Here is an 18,679-nt window from a genome sequence, read left to right on the forward strand (position 1 = left end):
GGCGAGTAATTGGTGACGGTCGGTTATGAAGCTGTGATGGGCAAGATCCGGGCCGTGTCAGGACGCGGCCGCTTAGAGAAATGTACTGGAACTGTCGCCCACACCTCGATGCGTTTGCCGTTTCTACGAGCCGGTTCGAACCGAAGGTCGCGCGCCCCCTCTACCGCAGCTGAATCGAACGCGGCGTATCCGGACGACTCAGCGATCTCAACCGAGTCGACTCCTCCGACGTCAGAGACTCGAACTCGAAGGAGGGTCTCGCCCTCCATGTCCTGGTCCCACAGCTGGAGCGGGTACTCGATCGGGATGTCACCATAGAGCGGCGTCGGCTGCTCAATCTCACCCTCACCCCCACATGCGAGCGCGGTCAGGAGTAGACCTCCCGTCCAGACGCGCAGTCGCTTCACCCCTTCAAATTCGGCTGCCTTCACTCTTCTCCGCGGCCTTTTGCGGCCTTCCTCAGCTCGTAGAGGAGTTCGTGAGCCTCCTTGGGGGACAAGCCGTCTGGATCCAGCGCGCGCAGACGACCCACCAAAGGATGCTCGACGTGAAACATGGACATCTGGTCGGGCGGGGCCCCCGAGCGTGGACGATGCGCGCCATGCCGTCCGAGGCCTTCTCCACCACCGCTATGTGTTCCCTCCAACTCGGCCAGAAGTTCCCGAGCGCGCGCCACAACGGCGTCGGGAAGTCCGGCAAGACGAGCGACCTGGATTCCGTAGGAGCGATCTGCTCCCCCGTCCATGAGCCGTCGAAGGAAAACGATGTCGTCGCCGACTTCGCGCACCGACACATTCATGTTCTTCACCCCGTCCAGGAGATCCCCCAGCTGGGTGAGTTCATGGTAGTGCGTCGCGAAGATCGTTTTCGAGCCGATCTGCTCGTGCAGATACTCCGTCACAGACCAGGCGATGGAGACGCCGTCGTAGGTGGACGTGCCTCGCCCGATTTCATCTAAGAGAACGAGGCTGCGGTTCGTCGCACCGTGCACGATCGCGGCGGTTTCGCTCATCTCGACCATGAACGTGGACTGCCCACGGGCCAGATTGTCCGAGGCGCCGACCCGAGTGAAGATCCGGTCTGCCACCGGCAAACGAGCCGAGTCCGCAGGTACAAAAGAACCGATCTGTGCTAAGAGCTGGATCAGGCCGATCTGGCGCAACACCGTACTCTTACCGGCCATGTTCGGCCCGGTCAGCACTACGATCCACCCGTCATCGTTCAAGACGAGATCGTTGGGGATGAACTCCTCACGCGGCATCATCGTCTCAACCACAGGGTGACGAGAGCCCAGCACTTCCATGTCGAAGTCAGTATGGACCTCGGGACGGACATACCCCTGCGCCACAGCCACTTCCGCGAAGGTGGCAAGCACATCCAAGTCGGCGATTCGACCCGCACCGTCCTGCAGCCGAGTCACCTCGCCGGATACCCCTGAACGGATATCCGCGAACAACTCACTCTCGAGCTGTGCAATACGGTCCTCCGCACCAAACACCTTCTCTTCCCACTCCTTGAGTTCGGGAGTGAAGTAGCGCTCGGCATTAGTCAGCGTCTGCTTACGAACGAAGTCGTCCGGGACCTTGTCGACGTTCGCCTTGGTGACCTCGAGGTAGTACCCGAACACTCTGTTGAACCCGACCTTGAGCGACGTGACGCCCGTCCGTTCCCGCTCCCGGGTCTGGAGGCTCGCGATGAAGTCGCGCGCGCCGTCCCGCACCGAGCGGAGATCGTCCAGCTCTTCGGACCACCCACTCTGGATTACTCCCCCTTCCGACAGGGTGGCCGGGGCATCGTCTGCAATCGCTCGGTCTAGGCTCTCGAGCACATCCTCCATGCAGTCCAAGTCATCCGTCAGGCTCCGGACCAGATCAGACGCGAGATCGGCCCCGGCCTGGCGGACCGCAGGAAGCTTGGAGAGAGAGCGACGTAACCCGAGCAGATCGCGCGGAGTCACCCGTCCCGTCCCGATCTTCCCAGCCAACCGCTCGAGATCCGTTACCCCGGCTAACGCGTCACGCACGCCCTCACGCGTGTCCGCCCGCTCGACGAGCTCTCGCACGGCTTCTTGCCGAGGCCAAATCTCCTCAGCAACGACCAGGGGCTCCAGGATCCACCGACGCAGCCGACGTCCACCCATGGCGGTGACCGTCCGGTCCAAGACGTCCAGGAGCGTCCCACCTTCCTCGCCCGTCCGCAGCGGTTCGATCAGCTCGAGGTTTCTCCGCGTCATCTCGTCCAGAAGCATGATCCGGCCGGGGCGACGGAGGCGCAGCGGTTTTAGATGGGTCACACCCGCCGGGCGGATCTCACTCAGATACTGGACCAACGATCCCGCGGCTCGGACCAACGCTGTGTCACTCGCCTGAACGCCGAGGCCGTCCAGGGCTTGGAGAGAGTACGCCCTGAGCAGTGCGTCCTCTGAAATGTCCAGTTCGAACATCCAGTCGTCCCGGTACGTCCGCGGGATGACACTATCCGGAACGATTCCCCCCAGGTCCGGCGCGTCCTCTAGGGAGCGTGGGAACAAGAGCTCCGAGGGCTCGAGTCGGCCTAGCTCAGCGCGCAACTCACTCGCTGGCACGGCTTGGGCGCTGATCTCCCCTGTGGAAACGTCGAGCGCGCAGAGGGCGAACGACTCGCCTGGGCCGCGCACGATGGAAACCAAATAATTGTTGCGACGGGAGGTCAGGAGGCTGTCTGCCAGCACCGTGCCCGGCGTGACCGTCTCGGTCACCTCACGTTTTACGACTCCCTTCGCGAGAGCTGGGTCTTCGACCTGGTCGCAAATCGCGACTCGTTTCCCAAGCCGGACCAGGCGCGCCAGATAGTCGTCGAGCGCCTTGGCCGGAACTCCTGCCAGCGGAACCCGAGCCGCCGCGCCGTTGTTACGCGAAGTGAGCGTCAACCCAAGAAGACGCGCACCCTCCTCCGCATCGCCGTGAAAGAGCTCGTAAAAGTCGCCCACACGGAAGAAGAGAAGGGAGTCACGGTGACGGGATTTCGCGTCCCGCCACTGTTGCATCATGGGTGTGTCGTCGCCGGCCATCCGACAAGGTAGACAGGCGAGCGTTCGGCTCAACCCATCGGGTCACATCCCTAGCGGATCGCCCTGCCTCGCACCTACTGCCGAGTTAGATAAAACGCTGCCTTCTAGATGACGCCGAGCGAGTACGCGAAGACCACCAAGAAGACCGCTACAGCCGCGAGCGCGACCCAAAGGAAGAACTGCCGGGCGGCCCTACTGCCCGCGTTGATCGCACTGGCTGCGGTCGCTTCGAGGTCACCACTGCCGCGACGAATCGATGAAAGCTCTTCCACGTTCTTCAGGAGCGAGCGGAATCGCTGCTCGAGCTCCGCCGGATTCTCCGGTTTCGTGATGAAGTGGTTCCCGCCGAGCCCATAACTCTGCGCCACGTCGTCGTCCCGATCTGAGGACGTGAGCACGGCGACCGGGATCTTCCGAAACTCATCGTCACCCTTGATGGCCTCCAGAACTTCATGTCCGTTCCGACCGGGCATCTTGAGATCGAGGAGAATGAGATCCGGGACGAGATCCTCAACCATGACGATCGCCTCATCACCGTTGCGGGCCCTGTGGACCTCAACGGGAATGCGGGTCGCTCTTTCAAGCGCCATCTGGATAAGTAGGGCGTGGTCATCGTTGTCCTCGGCAAGGAGAACGTTCCATTGCTCGCGCACGCGTCGTCGGCTCATTTAACGTGCATACTCCTCTTTGTCGGCGTCACGAACGACCGCCGCAGTAAATCCTAGATCAGTCAAGCTTCGGGAAAAGACACTCGCTTCTCCCGACGAATCAAACCTACCAACACGCACGTGAAGCAAGCGACTACCCTGCACCTTAACAATCCGGACATCCAATCCGGTGTCCTTGGCGCGCTTCCGGAGACTCTCTGCGCGCTCGACACCCGAAAAGGCGCCCAGTTGCACAGAATATCGGCCCGCAGTCCTCGGAGGGTCCACTCGTGTCGGACGCTCCGGGGACGCTTGAACGGTATCTCTTTCGACTTCTTCCACGGGGGGCTGAGTCGCCCGAGCTTCGGCGCCCGCCGCCACTTCAACCTTAATGGCCCTCGTTTCGCCGCGTGTCGCAGGAGCCGGCAGTGGGCCCGCCCCGACCAGCCACGCCTCGGCCTCACGACGTACGACCGAGTTCGGAAAGTCCCGGACCAGCGAAGCCATGTAGCCGCGGGCACGCTCTTCGTCCCCCACGGCGTGCGCTCCCTGAGTGAGCCGGAAGAGTGCGGCGTCCGTATACGCACCCCCTGGATATTCGACGACCAGGCGCCTGAAATCTCGGGAGGCTTGGTTCGGCTCCACGGTAAGGCACCCACGAAGCCACAGACCACGTTGAAGGTCGATCCGGGACGCATCGTCTCTCTCGACCTCCCACCACTCAATCAACATGTCTCGGGCCTCATCGGCGCGACCCGCCGCTACGAGCTGCTCGACCTCATCGAGCTCCGCCTGGCCTCGAACGGAGATAGGGAGGGTGACGAGCGCCACTGCCAAAAACAGCGTGCGATAGACGTGGTGTCTCATGCCAATTCAGCTCGGGCCATGAGGGCGAGAAGCCACTCCTCTACGAAGTGATGGTCTGTGTGAGGGCTCGCCTTCAGAAGCCGATCCGCCCGAAGAAGCCCATCCAGCGCTGCTTCCAGCTCACGCCGCGGCCATCGCTTGGCCTGAGACCCGATCCTCTTCGCGAGCCACTTCTGGTGGGGTGGCAGGACACCTTCTAGCTCGCGCGAACCCCCTTCGGAAGCTACTCCGAGACGCAGGAACTGCGTGCTGAGACCAATGACCAGGCTAACGCCCGACTCCCCCTGCCCCATAAGGATCCCAAGGCCTTCGACGGCGTCCCTGAATTTCCGATCTCCTACCATGTCGAACCAACGCCATCGGTCCTGAGTGGGGAGCTTCGTCCCCGCGGCCTCCACGTCGGCGACTGTAACGACCGCAGCGTCACCTACGAATCCTGCCAACTTCTCCAGTTCCTGAGAGAGGACGCCCAAGTTGGTGCCTATGGCAGCTCCCAGTGCTTGCGCGGCAGCAATCTCGAACTCGACGGAATGCACCTCCCGCGCGCGGTCCATAATCCACCCTGGAACATCCGCTTCACTGAACTCCGGGAATTCCAAGGACTGGGCTGTTCTTGCCAGCTCCTTGTAAAACTTCGCACGGGAACCTTGGGGGACGGTCCCGCTCATGATGAGAGCGAGTCCGGGCGGAGGGGAGGCGACCACCTTCATCAAGGCTTCTCGCGCGTGCTTCCCAGAAGCGAGTCCCTCGACTTCCCGTAGCACGACACAGCGCCACTCGGCCATCATAGGAGGCGTCGCCAGCACGGACGCCAGCGTCTCCGCATCGACATCAGTCCCTCGGAGCGGGTCGAGGTTGAAGTCCTTCGTCGCGGGGTCCAGATGATTGGCGATCAACGCCCGCACGGCTTCCTCTTTTCGAAAGAGGTCGTCACCATGCAGGTAGAACGCGCCGCCGCGAGCGCGGGCGAGAGCGGAGGGAAGTACGGAATCGGTCACACTAAGAATGTCGGGGGTTCCGGTTTCAAGCGAAACTCCCAGCCGCCCATGAGTGGCTAACGGTCTCGCTCCAGTCCGGTGCGGCGAACCGACGCCCGTTGGCGATACCGCTGGGAGAGCGGTGAATACTCGTACATGAGCGCCTGGGCATCGTCCCACAGCCCGCCCTCCAAGTCCGGGAGCGGCTCACGTGGACGCTGAGAGAACTCACCAGGCATCGCCATGGCGGGCCGAACAGGAAGCGTGCGTGACGTACGACGCGGCGCCTGGTCCACGACAATGGGCTCCAAGGAGATCTGCGGGGCGTTCGGCCACAGTGTGGGCGACCAGGCGATCGCGGTGAGAAGAAGTGCCATCCCCACAACCGTCATCGCGGACGTAGCCGATGCACCGTGCGCGAGTGCCAAGGAGTCGTCCACATGGTACAAGCGGTGTTGCAGTCGCGGACCGAAATCTTCAGTCAGTTCGGGCCATGGAAGAGCCCTCAGTACCTCTGAGCCCTGCTCGACAACCTGACGATACCGACGACACGCATCACACTCGGCGAGGTGAGCTTCGAAATCTCGAAGCTCGTCCTCGGGCGCATTCCCGTCGAGAAAAATGGAAAAGTCAGCTACATACCTAGAGCAGTTCATGGGACTTCATACTTCGGACAGAGCAGGCGGGTTCCATGCATACACGTAGGCCCCGCCGAGCGTACCCGGCGGGGCCTCCACCCATCCCTCTCCCCCAGCGCTTCGGGGCGACGCCAACTCAGTCGATCATTGGGGCGACAATCTGTGCAAAGTTGTTGCGTGCCCGGTTCAGCCGACTCTTCACCGTGCCCAAGTTGCACCCGGTGATGTCCGCGATTTCTTCGTACGTCTTGCCTTCCATCTCACGCAGCACGAACACGATGCGGTGATCCTCGGGAAGCTGTTTCACCGCTTCCTCGACCTTCGCACGGAGATGCCGCTTGCGATAAAGATCATCCGGCTTGTACTGCGTGTCTTCCCATTCCAGCGGCCTGTGGTCGGCGTCCCAGTTCTTTTTGATGGTCTGAAACAGTACCAGAGGATTCCGCGACCGATTCCGCAGTTCGTTCTTGGCCAGGTTGCTCGCGATGGTATAGATCCATGTCGAGAACTTCTTGGCCTGCTCGAAGCGATGGAGATGTCGGTAGACCCTGACGAACGTCTCTTGGACCAGGTCCTGACCGCGTTCGCGATCACCAATCGTCCGGTAGACGAAATTCAGAAGGCGCTGATCGTAGCGCCGAGTGAGTTCCCCGAACGCCCGTGAGTCACCGTCTAGCGAAGCTTGCACGACGTCAGAGTCCGAGAGGTCCCGGAGCATCAGTCGATGTTCGCGTGCCTCGCCCGTTCCCCGACGAATCTCGATGACTTTCTTCTTTTTTGCCCTGGCCACATCCGCCTCCACGTTCGCGGTTGTCCCGCCACACTGGCAGGAACGCAACCCGCACCGTCCCCTATGGTGCAGGCACCATGCCAGACCTGAAACCGCGTGGTTTATCAGGCCTCGGCTCCCCTCCGTCCACTTCTTGTGACGCATCGTTCGGCGGAAAGGTGACACACCCGCCTGGGGCCTCTTAAGCCTACGTCGTCTGAGGCTTCCCGATTACGAACTGCGCCGCATACAGGATCGTAGCAATGCTCTTGCAGTCGACGATCTCACTGGTGCGTACCATTTCCAGGACTTCTGAGAAGCGGAACCGGCACACCTCGACGAACTCGTCCACGTCTAGGTTGACTTCACCTGCGGTCAAATCGGTTGCCGCGTAGAGGTGGATGATCTCATCGGTAAAGCCCGGCGTGGTGTAGATGGGCGTGAGAGGGATGAGCGTGCCCGCTCGGTATCCGGTCTCTTCTTCGAGTTCTCGGTGTGCACACGCTTCCCAAGGCTCCCCCTCGTAGTCTGGGACGCCGGCGGGGACCTCGTAGATGTATCCGTCGGTTGCATACCGGTATTGCCGAATCAGTACGACCTCGGGGTCCTTATCCTCCACCGAGTCCAGAATCGGCAAGATGGCGGCCGCCCCCGGGTGTCGGATCATCTCCAACTCACCCTCAGAGGCATCCGGAAAGCACACCCGATCCATGCTTACCCTGAGCCGGGGACCCTCGTGAACGACCCTGCTCTCGATCATGCCGACACGGGTGCCGGAATCCTCAATGGACATCAACGTCTCCCACAAAAATGTGCAGCTAGACGACGGTTACGGAGCCGACACCCAAATCTTGGAGCGAGCCCACGACTGCCTCCGCATCGCCAACGACGACGATCTGAACTTCGTCAGGGCGCATATGCGCGCGGACCGCGGCAGAAACCTGCTCCGTCGTCACGCCTCGCACGTTGTCGCGATAGCGGTGGTAGTAATCGTCATCCAACCCATGCATCAAGATCTGTGACAGGCGCGAGCCGATCTGCCCGGCCGTCTCGAGTTGGAGGCCAAAGATCCCGGCCAAGTAGTCTCGGGCCGCGGCGACCTCGTCCTCCGTCGCGCCCCCTTCCACGAGATGCTGCATCTCGAAGAGGGTCTCCCTGACGGCATCAGCAGTGACCTCGGACCCGACGGCCGTGGAGACTTGGAACGGACCCGGCCGCGATCGGAATCCGAAGCTGGACCGAACCCCATACGTGAATCCGTTCTTCTCGCGCAGGTTGAGATTCAGCCGACTCGTGAACGTCCCCCCCAGCAGCATGTTCCCGATCGAGAGCGCGAAGTAGTCCGGAGTGGACCGTGACGCCCCAACATGGCCGACCCGAATCTCAGACTGGACCGAGCCAGGCCGGTCCACGACAAAAATGGCGCGCTCCTGCTTCGGAGGCCGTGGGTCGAAGTCCACGACCGCAGGCGGCGCTCCTCTCCATTCGCTGAGATAACGCTCGGCAAGAACCTCTACCTCATCGGGATCGAGGTCGCCGACTACGACGAGCCCGCCACCCTCGGGCCGGTAGTTCGATTCGACGTAACCTCTCATCGCATCGGTGGTGGCCGCACCCACCGATTCCTCAGTCCCTCCCTGACCACGCGCGTAGGGCTGGCCGGCGGCGAAGTAACGGCGAGTCGCTTCGTCTGAGGCCAGGGCACCCGGATCCATCTTCCGTTGGCGAAGGGCGGCCAGTTGCTGCTCCCGGACCCGATCGACTTCGTCTTCCGGAAAGTCAGGCTCGCGCATCGTCTCGATCAGAAGCGGCATGGCCTCCTCGAGACGGTCCGCGAGGCAGGACAACGCGACGCTGGTCCCCTCCCACCCCGTGGTGACCCCTGTTCGTGCACCGATGCTCTCTAGCGCCTCAGCCAACGCAGACCCACTGCGGCGCTTCGTGCCACCCTCTAGTGCGTCGCCTGTCAGGACAGCAAGCCCCGCCCACTCGTCAGATAGTCCGGCCTCGCCGGCACGAAAGAAGAGGTTCACGCTGACCATCGGTAACCGGGAGAGTCGGGCGACCCTCAGATCCAACCCCTGACTGAGCGGCCGGCGCTCGACTTCCGGGAAGTCAAAATGCCGGATGGCACCTCTGGCTGGCTGGAGCGTCCTATCCAGGGGGCTCATGACGACTCCTTCGGGTCATAGATCAAAACGGCCCGATTATCCGGACCCAGATGTGAATCGGCAAAGGCACGGATCTGATCAACAGACACGGCCCTAAGACGATCCAATTCTCGATTCACGCGATCAGGGTCATCGAAATGCAACTCGAACGCTGACAACAAGTCCGCACGTTCCGAGACACGCTCTAGCCCCCGAACCAAGTCTGTCTCGGTCAGTGCGATCGCCCGCTCGACCTCAGCGGTCTCAGCATTTCTGAGGTCCTCGACTTCCTCCGCGATCGCGGCCTCAAGGGCCTGATGCTCCATGCCGGGATACCCCGTGGCCCACACGAGTAGCATCGAAGCTCCCGACAAGAGCGGGAACGCATAGGACACCACGCTCTTAGCGACTCTGCGCTCACGAACCAGGCGCCGGTACAACCGGGCAGCCCTGCCCTGGCCGAGTAGCGCCTGCGCGACCTCGGCAACGGCGAAGTCATCCGAAGAAAAGGGCGGGATCCGGAACGCCATGATGACGCGGGGGAGAGGCACATCACTCACCACGACCTGGCGAACTGTCTCCCCAATGAGCGGCGCCACAGTGGGGTCTTTCGCGAGCGGGGGTACGTCCGCACCTCGCGGGATGTCCGCGAAATACTGATTGATGAGGCCAAGTGCTTCCCCGCTGTCAAAGTCACCAGCTAAGGTGATGACAGCATTGTTGGGCACGTAGAAGGTCTCGAAGAAGGAGGCGACGTCTTCGAGCGTAGCCGCGTCGATGTCCTCCATGGATCCGATCACCGGATGGTGATAGGGGTGCCCCTTCGGGTAGACCAACGCCTGCAGTCGCTCATCCCAGTCCCCATAGGGCTGATTGTCGTAGCGCTGACGCTTCTCGTTCTTCACCACGTCCTTCTGATTGTCGAGCTTGTCCTGATCCATCGCGGGAAGCATGAAGCCCAACCGGTCCGACTCGAGCCAGAGGGCGAGTTCCAGTTCGTGGGACGGGAGCGTCTCGTAGTAGTTGGTCCGGTCGAACCACGTGCTGCCATTCAGCGAACCACCGGCGCGCTCGACCATCTCGAAGTGCCCGTTCTTTGAAACGTGCTGCGAGCCTTGAAACATCATGTGCTCGAACAAGTGAGCGAATCCGGTCTTGCCCTCGGTCTCGTTCCGGGAGCCCACGCCGTACCAGAGGTTCACGGCGACAACCGGCACGGTCCGATCCTGAGAAAGGACGACCTTCAGTCCGTTGTCCAACCTGTGCCGCTCTATGGGGATGGTAAGTCGGCTCACACCAGGTTCCTTAGGATCGAGTTGGATCGCTCCGACCATCGCGGGCGGAGGACAGTTGGAACGTCAGGGACGTTCCTGTAATCGGGCGCGAAGCGAGTCCGGCGCGAGGTCTTCCTTCAGAAGTGCCTCGGAAGCCTCAGTTCCGGAATCCACGTGCTCTTCTACCGAAGCCACGAGCGCGAGGTCACCCTCTGCCGCCCGCATGCGAGCCCGCTCCACCATCTCGTACGCAGTTCCTTCTTCTCCGGTTGCTGCTGCTGCCAGAGCGGCCAATAACTGCGCCTCAACGTCCTCGGGCAGCAAGCGTGCGCCCTCGGTGAGTTCCCCCGACGCCTCCACGGGCTGTCCGTCCTCCAACAACAAGAGGCCGAACACGAGGCGAGTCCATCCGTCCTCCGGATCGAGTCGGACCGAGTCGGACAATGCGTCCACCGCAGCTTCCACTGCACCGGAAAGAGCATGCGCCACGCCCAGCTCATACGCGATCTGGGGATCTTCCGCATCAAGGACCCACGCGGCCGCCAGCTGCTCGATGGCCCATTCGTGAAAGCCCTCTCGCGCCAAATAGGCCCCATAGAGCAGGCGGGTAACTGGCACGTCGGGAGCCAGCAGCGCGGCGTTCTTGAGCGCATCCATCGCATCCGGATCATCGAAGGCCGCGATGCCGTTCCCTGCGGTAGCCATCACATAGGGATCGTCCGGCTCTAGGGAGAGTGTCTTCTTGAAGAGCTCATACGCGATGCCCTCGTGACCCAGTTCGCGCTCGGCCACACCCAAGGCGCAGTGCACCGCCGGCTCTTGTTCGAAGTCCTCGAGATGGCGCCGGAGGAACTCCATCGCCGACTGCCAGTCCCCGTCGTCCGCATAGGTGAGTGCTTGTCCCAAGAGGGATTCGAGTTCAATCACGCTCATACAGATTCCGCGTCAGAGACCAAGCTGGAGCCGGTCATTTGGGTCGGTTGTGGGACCTCCATCAAGGCGAGCACCGTCGGTGCGACGTCAGCAAGGCGCCCCTGTGCGCGAACAGCACGCCTGGGGTCTCGTGGGTCCACGACGATGAAGTCTACCGGCTCGGTTGTGTGAGCAGTGTGCACTGCTCCGTCCTCGGTCAGCATCTTCTCGCAGTTGCCATGATCCGCCGTTACGAGCGCCACCCATTCGGGCTTGTCATGAACGAGGTCAACCAGCCCCCCGAGCAGCTCGTCCACCGCCTCTACCGCTTGTGATGCCGCCGGGATCGAACCGGTGTGACCGACCATGTCCGGGTTGGCAAAGTTCACGAGGATAAAGTCGTAGTCATCGCTGTTCATGCCTCGGGCAACGGCTGCACTTACACCCGCTGCACTCATCTCAGGCTGGAGGTCGTACGTAGCGACCTTCGGCGAAGGGACCAGGTCTCGGTCCTCGCCGGTGTACGGAGTCTCTTCACCGCCATTGAAGAAGTAGGTCACGTGCGCATACTTCTCAGTCTCCGCGACCTTGAGTTGCTTCTTGCCGGCCTCCGAAAGCACTTCCGCCAAGCAGGCTTCGATGGGCAGGGGTGGGAACACGACCTGAACCGGCAGTCCCGCCATGTACTCGGTGAGGGTGACGACCTGTGCGGGCATCGAACCGCCCCGGGCGAATCCGTCGAAGTCGGAAACACTCAGCGCTGACGCGAACTGCCGCATGCGATCCGATCTGAAGTTGAGAAGCAGGACCGTGTCCTGGGCACTGACGCCCTCTTCTCCCACGCCCCGGATGCCGGTGGGCTCAATGAACTCGTCCGTGACCCCGGCTTCATAATTCGAGTTCAGAACCTCGACTGAATCAGCCCAAGTCTCGGCGACACCGTTCACGATCAGATCGTACCCACGCTTTGTCCGTTCCCAGCGTTTGTCCCGGTCCATAATCCAGTAGCGCCCGATCACCGAGGCGATGGCCCATGATTCACTCTGGGCACACAAATCCTCGAGCGCACCCACAAACCCTGAGCCACCCGTCGGAGACGTGTCACGCCCGTCTGTGATGCAGTGAAGGCGGACGGGAAGGTCCTCAGGGAGTAAGTCCATGAGGGCCTGAAAGTGCCGGAGGTGACTGTGGACGCCGCCATCCGAAACGAGGCCCGTCACGTGTAGCGTGCCGCCCCGTTCTCGCAGTCCAGCCACCAAAGAATCGAGCTCCAGACGGTCCGCGAACGATCCGTCTTCCACCGCCCCGTCTACACGCGCGATGGCCTGATACACGATCCGCCCGGCCCCGAGGTTGAGATGCCCGACCTCAGAATTCCCCATCTGACCGTCCGGAAGACCAACGTCCTGGCCCGAACACGCGAGCCGCGTGCGAGAGAATTCCTCGAACAGCTTCCGGAACCGAGGCGCATCAGCGAGTTCAACCGCATTCGCGTGGTTTGGTGGATCGCCGAAGTCAGAGTGGCCCCAGCCATCTAGGATCACGAGCAGCACGTTTCTCATACGGGGAATCTTAACAGCTTGCATTCGGTTGGGTCTCGCCTAGGATGGTCAAAATGGAAGCGTTAACCCTACAATCCAGGGCGTCACGCCCGACCTCGCCACAGCCGATGGACCGAGACGATTGGGATGATGTCGAAGGCAATCGATTCCGGATAAAGTACGCTCACCGATACGCCGACTACGTCGACGGCGGACGGGACTTCTTCGTGAAAGACATCTACGGCAAGGACGAGGCCGAGTATGTTCTCGCCGTTGTGACCCACACTGCTAAATCAACAGGGCTGACCCAGTCGGCGGCCCTCCTCTAGGAGATAAAACTTGCGCTTCACGCCATTCACAATGGAGCGGTACCAGTCCACATTCGAGCACCGCGTGCGCATCAACTTGTCAGAGAGCGGTGTGCATCCGCTCACCGTAGACGAACTCCTCGAGATCGCGGGCACAGACGCGGGCGTCGGTGGCATCCGACTCGGGTACGGTCAGTCGAACGGATCCGATGAGCTACGCCACAAGGTCGCCGCACAGTACGAGGGCGCGACGGAGAACAACGTGCTTGTTACGGTGGGTGGTGCCGAGGCCAATTTCACGTGCTTCTGGCATCTGTTCGAAACCGAGGAGAAGGCCGCAGTCATCCTGCCCACCTACGGGCAGGTCCCCGGCCTGATCGACTCGTTCGAAGGCCGCATCATGCCGGTGCATCTGGTCGAGGAGAACGATTGGCAGCCCGACCTGGAGGCGCTGGAGGCAGCACTCGAGGCCGGCGCACGTTTCGTCCTCATCACCAACCCGAACAACCCGACCGGCGCGGCACTCTCGGACGCATCGATGGATGCGATCGCCGAAATGACTGCACGCCATGGCGCATGGATCATGGCAGACGAGGTGTACGCGGGGGCAGAGACAGGCGTGGAGAAGACCCGGTCGTTCTGGGGATGCCACGACAAGGTGCTGGTGACGAACTCGCTCTCGAAGGCGTACGGGCTTCCAGGCCTAAGGCTCGGATGGATCCTTGGGCCGAGCGAGCTCATCGAGAAATTGTGGGGGCACACCGATTACACGACGATCGCGGTTGCATCCGTGTCCGACGCTCTGGCGTGCGTGGCGCTCGAGCCGGAGACGCGAGACCGGATCATGGCGCGGACCCGCGGAATCGTGCGGGCAAACCTTCAGTTGGTCGAGGACTGGATGGCAGCCCAGGAAGGGCGCTTCAGCTATCGACCGCCGGATGCCGGGGCGATCTGTTATACCGCCTATGACGCCCAGGTGAACTCAACGGACTTCGCGGAGAAGTTGCGGACTGAGAAGTCTGTGTTGGTCGTTCCAGGGGATCACTTCGGGATGGATCGATACCTGCGGATCGGGTTCGGAAACCCGGAAAGCGAATTGATGGAAGGGCTTGGATTGGTGCGAGACGCGTTTGACGAGATCGCGATGTAGGCCTGCCCCACCTAGCTTCACCTGCTTCACACTCCAATTGAGGTCGCCCGTGCTCCGTCGAATCATACACTCCGCTTTTGTCATCACCCTGACTGCGGTCGCCGCCTGCAGCCCAGCAGACCCGCCAGCCGACCTCGCCATCACAAACGTCACTGTCATCGACGCCGTGAACGGGGTGCGCGCCGGGCAGAACGTCGTCATGAACAACGGAACGATCGTGACGGTCGCGGAGCCTGGGAGTCCAGTAAACGCAGAGCAAGTCGTGGACGGGACGGGTAAGTATCTCATACCCGGCTTGTGGGACTTCCACGTTCACCTCACCTACGATGATGCGTTCACCGACGCGATGGCAGGGCTCTTCCTCAGCTACGGGATCACGAGCGTACGCGACACCGGCGGGCCACTCGCTCTCCTGAAGCCGGTCGTCGATCGACTCGAAGCCGAGGGGGCAATCGCACCTCGCGTCTTCTTCGCGGGACCGCTTCTCGACGGTGAGTACGTGGTCTATGACGGCGTGAACCGACCCGAACTCGGGATCGGCAATCCCGACGTCGAGACCGCCCGAGAAAATGTCGCGATGCTCGCCGAGGCGGGCGTGGACTTTGTGAAGATCTACGAGATGATCTCGCCGGAAGTATTCGAGGCGCTCGTTTCAGCAGCGAACGAACATGGTCTGCCCATGGACGGTCACGTGCCGCTTTCAATGCGGGCCCGCAACGTCGGACCACGAGTGAACTCGCTCGAACATCTACGCAACATCGAGATGGACTGCGCCGAGGAACCCGCCGCACTTCTGGAGCAGCGCCGCGCGATCCTGCAGAACACCGATGCTGTCCCGGGCGCATCACTGCGGTCCCGCCTCCACAGCTCGCAGCGCCTGCCCGCGATCGAGGCGTACGACGCGGCGGAATGCGCGGCCGTGATCGCCGCGATGGCGACGACGATCCAGGTCCCCACGCTCCGTCTGAACGCGATGAGTCTCGTGCCCCCGTTCGCCCGGGATGACTGGGCTGACGCATTGAGTCGTCTACCCGAAGCCGCCGCTGCACCGTGGACTGAGATGTCGACCGAGCGCGAGCAACGGACCGCTACGACGGATATGACATTCCCGGAATGGAGCCTCTCCCTCATCGGTCAGATGCACGAGGCTGGCGTCCCCATCGGGGCCGGCACCGACACCCCGATCGGCTTCGCCGTTCCGGGCTACAGCCTTCACAATGAGCTCGAGATGCTCGTCAGAGCTGGCCTCTCACCGATCGAAGCTCTCCGTTCCGCGACGCTCCGCCCTGCAGAGTTCTTCGGGCTGGAAAACGAGATGGGCACGGTCGACGTCGGACGGCTCGCAGACCTCGTACTTCTGAACGCCAATCCCCTGGAAGACATCCACAACACCCGGACGGTGCATGCGGTTGTGACGAAGGGCCAACTGCTCACGAGCGAGGCGTTGGCGGCTCTCATCAGGTAACGCGCTCGTGAGCTACGCTGCATGTGACATGCACTGGACGCGCTAACCCGGACCCTACAACTGAGCCGTGAGCCCGTGAATAGCCGCTCCGTCTCTCGCATTCTTGCCTCACTCTTCGCCGTCTTGGTCATGTCCGTCCCGCTTGCGGCACAGGCCACGACGGAGCAAGTCCTGGAGCCGTTCCAGTGGCGCAACATCGGACCGGCCAACATGGGCGGTCGGATCGTGGACATAGAGAGCTTGGACACCGACTTCACCACGGTGTACATGGCGACTGCGTCCGGCGGCGTGTGAAAATCAGAGAGTGCGGGCTCCGGTTGGGATCCGATCCGCTGGTGCGGCGGGACGAACGAGGACCGTTCTTCCGGACCCAGCGCTTCCCTCCGAGAATGCGGAGCGCCCATCGGTTCTCCGGATTCCAACCCACTACGAGAACGAAGTACGCAAGAACAGCGGTCATCATACCCCATGGCAACGGAATACCCTCGGCAACCGTCTCCTCCAAGATGTTTCCGTCGCCCGTCACGAGCTGGCGAGTGTAGAGATAGAACGGCAGCGGAAGGTCGAGGCTGCCTTGAGCCCTCTCGGCGCCAGGCGGGAGATTCGCTTCGATGTTGGGCTCTTCGAACGAATACGTGGAGATCACCACGGGATCTCCAGACACCGCTGCGAGCGTTGATCCAACAAGAAACCTCGTCCACAGCCATCGCATCCGATTCGGGGCGAGCGGCAACTCCCCATACGAGATCTCAGGGATGAACTCCCTACGCCACACGTTGATCACAACACCGATCAGTACAACGAAGGAGGTCGCCTACATGACTTTCCCCGCGAACAGAATCGGAGTGATATCCTGCGGAAGCGCCAAGGGGCATTGCAACATGGCGAGTGACTTGGCGAATGACATCGTAGACAGCCGCTGGAGGTGAATGGGGGCGGCCCGAAGACCGCGCGCGGTTTCTGGCCTAGGGACCGAGGGTACGCACCGGTGTTTCACCGAGGAAGATCTGAAGGCCGTGGCGGCCGCGGGACCAACCACTGGCCCGCTACCCCACTGCCCCCCACACTAGCCGACAATCACAACCCACATCCGAGTCGATCCATGCTCAAGCGTACGCTATTCGCTGGCCTCATCGCCCTAGCCACTGCTGCCCTTCCCGCATCGGCCCAAGACACAGGCCCCTTCGACCTGCTGGTCACCGGCGGCCGAGTCCTCGACGGCACGGGCAACCCGTGGTTCCGCGCGGACATTGGCGTCCGCGACGGGCGTATTGTCGCGGTTGGTGACCTAAGCGCGGCCCAGGCCACACGCACCGTAGACGCCACAGGCCGCTACGTGTCACCGGGATTCATCGACATCCACTCGCATGCGGATGACGGCTCTTCACGCATCGGGCGGAATACGATTCGGACGGATTCGATCCACCGAAAGGCGGCACCCAACATCGTATCTCAGGGCGTGACATCGGTCGTCGTGAATCACGACGGGCGCTCACCGTGGCCCATCCGGGACCAGCGGGCGCTCCTCGAAAGCCAGGGCATTGGGCCGAACGTGATGATGATGGTCGGGCACGGAACGGTGCGCGGTTTGGTTATGGAGGACGACTTCCAGCGGCTGTCCACGCCGGAGGAGCAAGAGCGCATGCGCGCCCTGGTCCGCCAGGCTCTGGAAGAAGGTGCCGTCGGCATGTCGGCAGGGCTCGAGTACTCGCCCGGGCGTTGGAGCGAGACGGCCGAGGTCGCCCAGATGGCTCAGGAACTGGTTCCGTACGATGGCGTCTACATATCACACGAACGGGCGGAAGGCTCGGACCCCATGTGGTACTGGCCTAGCCAGGACGAACCGGGACCGCCCACTCTTCAGGACGCGGTCATGGAGACGATCGAGATTGGGCGTGTGACGGGAGCCCGCGTCGTCGCTTCGCACATCAAGGCTAAGGGTGCGCACTTCTGGGGATCGAGCGGATCCGCAATTCAGCTGATCCAGCGAGCTCGCGACGAAGGTGTGCGTGTATTCGCGGACCAGTACCCGTATGCGACAAGCGGTTCGGACGGCAACACGGTGTTGATCCCGCGTTGGGCGCTCAACGACCCCGAGGCACGTCGCCCACAGGACCGACGGCCACCGGGAGAGATGTTCCGGGTCGCGATGGAGAATGCCGAGAACGAAGCCGACATTCGCATGGACATCGCACATGAGATCCGTCGCAGAGGTGGCGCCGAGCGGGTCATGATCATGGATTACCCGGACGAATCAACCGTTGGGCAGACAATCCAGGACGTGTCCGTGGCGCGCGGGACGGATCCCGTGCAAACCGCGATCGATCTCCAGCTCCAGGGCAACCCGGATCGGGCGGGCGGCGGCCGCTTCCGCGGCTTCTCAATGTCCGAGATCGACGTGGAGAACTATGCGGCCCAGCCTTGGGTCGCGACGGCATCAGACGGCGGCATCGCTGTGGAGTCAGACGGTTCGGTGCACCCGCGTTTCTACGGCACCTTCCCACGCAAGATCCGGCACTACGCGATGACGGCTGGCGCTCTCTCCGTGGAGGCCGCGATCCGTTCGCAGACATCCCTGCCCGCCCGCATCATGGGGCTACGCGATCGGGGTGAGATTCGCGAGGGGTACTTCGCCGACCTCGTCGTGTTCGACCTGGAAACGATCGCTGACAAGGCGACGTTCTTCGAGCCGCATCAACACGCCGAGGGTATCGATCACGTGATCGTGAACGGCGAGTTCGTGGTCGAGGATGGAGAGATCCTCTACACACTCCCCGGAAAGGTGATTACGTCACGGAAAGGCGGGCCGCCCGAGATTTCCTAGGGGGGGCTAGGCACGCTTGAACCTGGTGTCGTGTCCAGCCTCTCTGACGGTAGCCTCTCGAACCGAATCAACGAGCTTGTCGCGTGGGTTTGCACCGCTGGGAGTCTG

The 18,679-nt window shown here is 62.1% G+C and carries 18 protein-coding genes; 5 read left to right on the plus strand and 13 right to left on the minus strand.

The features are described from left to right. Positions 1–23: 23 nt before the first annotated feature. The 12 genes from P8L30_03530 to gpmI form a co-directional block, all read right to left on the minus strand. Positions 24–431, minus strand: coding sequence for an energy transducer TonB (locus P8L30_03530; GenBank protein ID MDG2239248.1), 408 nt, complete (start codon positions 429–431; stop codon positions 24–26). Further along, positions 428–3,028 (minus strand): DNA mismatch repair protein MutS, encoded by a 2,601-nt coding sequence (gene mutS, locus P8L30_03535; GenBank protein MDG2239249.1) that lies wholly within the window; start codon positions 3,026–3,028, stop codon positions 428–430. Before mutS ends, P8L30_03530 begins: the two co-directional genes overlap by 4 nt. Positions 3,029–3,153: 125 nt before the next feature. Next, the gene (locus P8L30_03540) at positions 3,154–3,717 is read right to left on the minus strand and encodes a response regulator (protein MDG2239250.1); all 564 of its coding nucleotides are present in this window, start codon (positions 3,715–3,717) and stop codon (positions 3,154–3,156) included. Then, on the minus strand, positions 3,718–4,563 hold the full coding sequence (locus P8L30_03545; protein ID MDG2239251.1) for an SPOR domain-containing protein: 846 nt from the start codon (positions 4,561–4,563) through the stop codon (positions 3,718–3,720). Continuing rightward, positions 4,560–5,561, minus strand: a complete 1,002-nt coding sequence (gene holA, locus P8L30_03550; GenBank protein MDG2239252.1) for a DNA polymerase III subunit delta — start codon at positions 5,559–5,561, stop codon at positions 4,560–4,562. The genes P8L30_03545 and holA overlap by 4 nt, the downstream gene beginning before the upstream one ends. Before the next feature lie 56 nt (positions 5,562–5,617). Continuing rightward, the gene (locus P8L30_03555; GenBank protein ID MDG2239253.1) at positions 5,618–6,196 is read right to left on the minus strand and encodes a zf-HC2 domain-containing protein; all 579 of its coding nucleotides are present in this window, start codon (positions 6,194–6,196) and stop codon (positions 5,618–5,620) included. 118 nt (positions 6,197–6,314) lie between these two features. Further along, on the minus strand, positions 6,315–6,968 hold the full coding sequence (locus P8L30_03560) for a sigma-70 family RNA polymerase sigma factor (protein ID MDG2239254.1): 654 nt from the start codon (positions 6,966–6,968) through the stop codon (positions 6,315–6,317). A 187-nt stretch (positions 6,969–7,155) separates the two neighbouring features. Further along, positions 7,156–7,740 carry an NUDIX hydrolase gene (locus tag P8L30_03565; protein MDG2239255.1) on the minus strand — a complete coding sequence of 195 codons (585 nt, stop codon included), beginning with the start codon at positions 7,738–7,740 and terminating at the stop codon, positions 7,156–7,158. Between the two features lie 25 nt (positions 7,741–7,765). Continuing rightward, a complete protein-coding gene (locus tag P8L30_03570; GenBank protein ID MDG2239256.1) occupies positions 7,766–9,118 on the minus strand; it encodes a pitrilysin family protein in 1,353 nt (450 codons plus the stop codon). Further along, positions 9,115–10,392, minus strand: coding sequence for a pitrilysin family protein (locus P8L30_03575; GenBank protein ID MDG2239257.1), 1,278 nt, complete (start codon positions 10,390–10,392; stop codon positions 9,115–9,117). The genes P8L30_03570 and P8L30_03575 overlap by 4 nt, the downstream gene beginning before the upstream one ends. A gap of 63 nt (positions 10,393–10,455) precedes the next feature. Then, positions 10,456–11,304 (minus strand): hypothetical protein, encoded by an 849-nt coding sequence (locus P8L30_03580; protein ID MDG2239258.1) that lies wholly within the window; start codon positions 11,302–11,304, stop codon positions 10,456–10,458. Further along, entirely contained in the window at positions 11,301–12,845 is a 1,545-nt protein-coding gene (gene gpmI, locus P8L30_03585) for a 2,3-bisphosphoglycerate-independent phosphoglycerate mutase (protein MDG2239259.1), read from the minus strand. Before gpmI ends, P8L30_03580 begins: the two co-directional genes overlap by 4 nt. Positions 12,846–12,898: 53 nt before the next feature. On the opposite strand from gpmI, the gene P8L30_03590 reads away from it, so the two are divergent. The 4 genes from P8L30_03590 to P8L30_03605 all read left to right on the plus strand — a co-directional run bounded on the left by P8L30_03590 (position 12,899) and on the right by P8L30_03605 (position 16,041). Next, a complete protein-coding gene (locus P8L30_03590; protein ID MDG2239260.1) occupies positions 12,899–13,153 on the plus strand; it encodes a hypothetical protein in 255 nt (84 codons plus the stop codon). Between the two features lie 10 nt (positions 13,154–13,163). Further along, positions 13,164–14,282, plus strand: coding sequence for an aminotransferase class I/II-fold pyridoxal phosphate-dependent enzyme (locus tag P8L30_03595; protein MDG2239261.1), 1,119 nt, complete (start codon positions 13,164–13,166; stop codon positions 14,280–14,282). A 49-nt stretch (positions 14,283–14,331) separates the two neighbouring features. Then, entirely contained in the window at positions 14,332–15,747 is a 1,416-nt protein-coding gene (locus tag P8L30_03600; protein MDG2239262.1) for an amidohydrolase family protein, read from the plus strand. Between the two features lie 75 nt (positions 15,748–15,822). Beyond that, complete coding sequence (locus P8L30_03605) at positions 15,823–16,041, plus strand: hypothetical protein (protein MDG2239263.1); 219 nt, start codon at positions 15,823–15,825, stop codon at positions 16,039–16,041. Here P8L30_03605 and P8L30_03610 read toward each other — a convergent pair. Beyond that, a complete protein-coding gene (locus P8L30_03610) occupies positions 16,001–16,531 on the minus strand; it encodes a hypothetical protein (protein ID MDG2239264.1) in 531 nt (176 codons plus the stop codon). The two genes, P8L30_03605 and P8L30_03610, sit on opposite strands and share 41 nt — an antisense overlap. 318 nt (positions 16,532–16,849) lie before the next feature. Here P8L30_03610 and P8L30_03615 point away from each other — a divergent pair, with 318 nt between their 5' ends. Continuing rightward, positions 16,850–18,571, plus strand: coding sequence for an amidohydrolase family protein (locus tag P8L30_03615; GenBank protein MDG2239265.1), 1,722 nt, complete (start codon positions 16,850–16,852; stop codon positions 18,569–18,571). The last annotated feature ends 108 nt before the right edge of the window (positions 18,572–18,679 follow it).

The organism is Longimicrobiales bacterium (genome assembly GCA_029245345.1).
Taxonomy (GTDB): Bacteria; Gemmatimonadota; Gemmatimonadetes; order Longimicrobiales; family Gaopeijiaceae; genus CALFPJ01.

What these genes read in the sequence shown, in the direction of transcription:
- mutS (MDG2239249.1), bottom strand. Translation starts at nt 3,028, where the DNA reads ATGATGCAACAGTGGCGGGACGCGAAATCCCGTCACCGTGACTCCCTT.
- P8L30_03540 (MDG2239250.1), bottom strand. Translation starts at nt 3,717, where the DNA reads ATGAGCCGACGACGCGTGCGCGAGCAATGGAACGTTCTCCTTGCCGAG.
- P8L30_03545 (MDG2239251.1), bottom strand. Translation starts at nt 4,563, where the DNA reads ATGAGACACCACGTCTATCGCACGCTGTTTTTGGCAGTGGCGCTCGTC.
- P8L30_03555 (MDG2239253.1), bottom strand. Translation starts at nt 6,196, where the DNA reads ATGAACTGCTCTAGGTATGTAGCTGACTTTTCCATTTTTCTCGACGGG.
- P8L30_03565 (MDG2239255.1), bottom strand. Translation starts at nt 7,740, where the DNA reads ATGTCCATTGAGGATTCCGGCACCCGTGTCGGCATGATCGAGAGCAGG.
- P8L30_03570 (MDG2239256.1), bottom strand. Translation starts at nt 9,118, where the DNA reads ATGAGCCCCCTGGATAGGACGCTCCAGCCAGCCAGAGGTGCCATCCGG.
- P8L30_03580 (MDG2239258.1), bottom strand. Translation starts at nt 11,304, where the DNA reads ATGAGCGTGATTGAACTCGAATCCCTCTTGGGACAAGCACTCACCTAT.
- gpmI (MDG2239259.1), bottom strand. Translation starts at nt 12,845, where the DNA reads ATGAGAAACGTGCTGCTCGTGATCCTAGATGGCTGGGGCCACTCTGAC.
- P8L30_03590 (MDG2239260.1), top strand. Translation starts at nt 12,899, where the DNA reads ATGGAAGCGTTAACCCTACAATCCAGGGCGTCACGCCCGACCTCGCCA.
- P8L30_03615 (MDG2239265.1), top strand. Translation starts at nt 16,850, where the DNA reads ATGCTCAAGCGTACGCTATTCGCTGGCCTCATCGCCCTAGCCACTGCT.